Here is a 681-nt window from a genome sequence, read left to right on the forward strand (position 1 = left end):
CGGTATGATCCCGAAGATCGAGACCTGCATCTATGCCCTGGAACGGGGCGTCGAAGCGGTGGTCATCCTGGACGGGAAGGTGCCGCACTCGGTCCTGCTCGAACTCTTCACCGACCACGGCGCCGGGACCTTGATCCGGCGCGGCTAGCCCCCTTTTGCAGGCGGTTAACCCTTCTTATATTACACTGGATGGGGCCATCGGGCCCCATCGTCGTCTATAAGAGTGATATGAACGCCATTACGCCTGCCAAGGTTACTGAACTGCCCCCGATCGAACCGCGAAGCTTCGCGCACGTGGATACCTGGGTCTTCGATCTCGACAACACGCTGTATCCCCACACATCCAGGATCTGGCCGCAGATCGACGAGCGCATTACCCTCTACATCTGCAATCTGTTCGGTCTCGATGGGCTCTCAGGTCGGGAATTGCAGAAGTACTTCTATCACAAGCACGGCACGACCCTACGCGCCCTGATCGATGAATATGGAATCGATCCCTATGATTTTCTCGACTTCGCGCACGACATCGATCACACCGATATCGTATTGAACGACAGCCTCGGGACGGCGATCGAGAGCCTGCCCGGGCGAAAGCTCATCCTCACGAACGGCTCGCGCAAGCACGCCGAGAATGTGGCGAGGAAGCTCGGTATTCTCGATCATTTCGAAGACGTGTTCGAT

At 57.3% G+C, this 681-nt stretch carries 1 protein-coding gene and 1 pseudogene; both read left to right on the forward strand.

What is annotated here, in order from left to right; translation table 11 throughout:
* Window positions 1-148 (forward strand): annotated as a pseudogene (locus tag AC1DT3_RS23325) (acetylglutamate kinase); the annotation flags it as partial.
* 80 nt (window positions 149-228) lie between these two features.
* Window positions 229-681, forward strand: a 453-nt coding sequence (locus tag AC1DT3_RS23330; protein WP_477467531.1) for an HAD family hydrolase, incomplete at its 3' end; no start/stop codon positions are given.

The sequence above is a fragment of the Microvirga sp. P4_G7 genome (assembly GCF_056401005.1).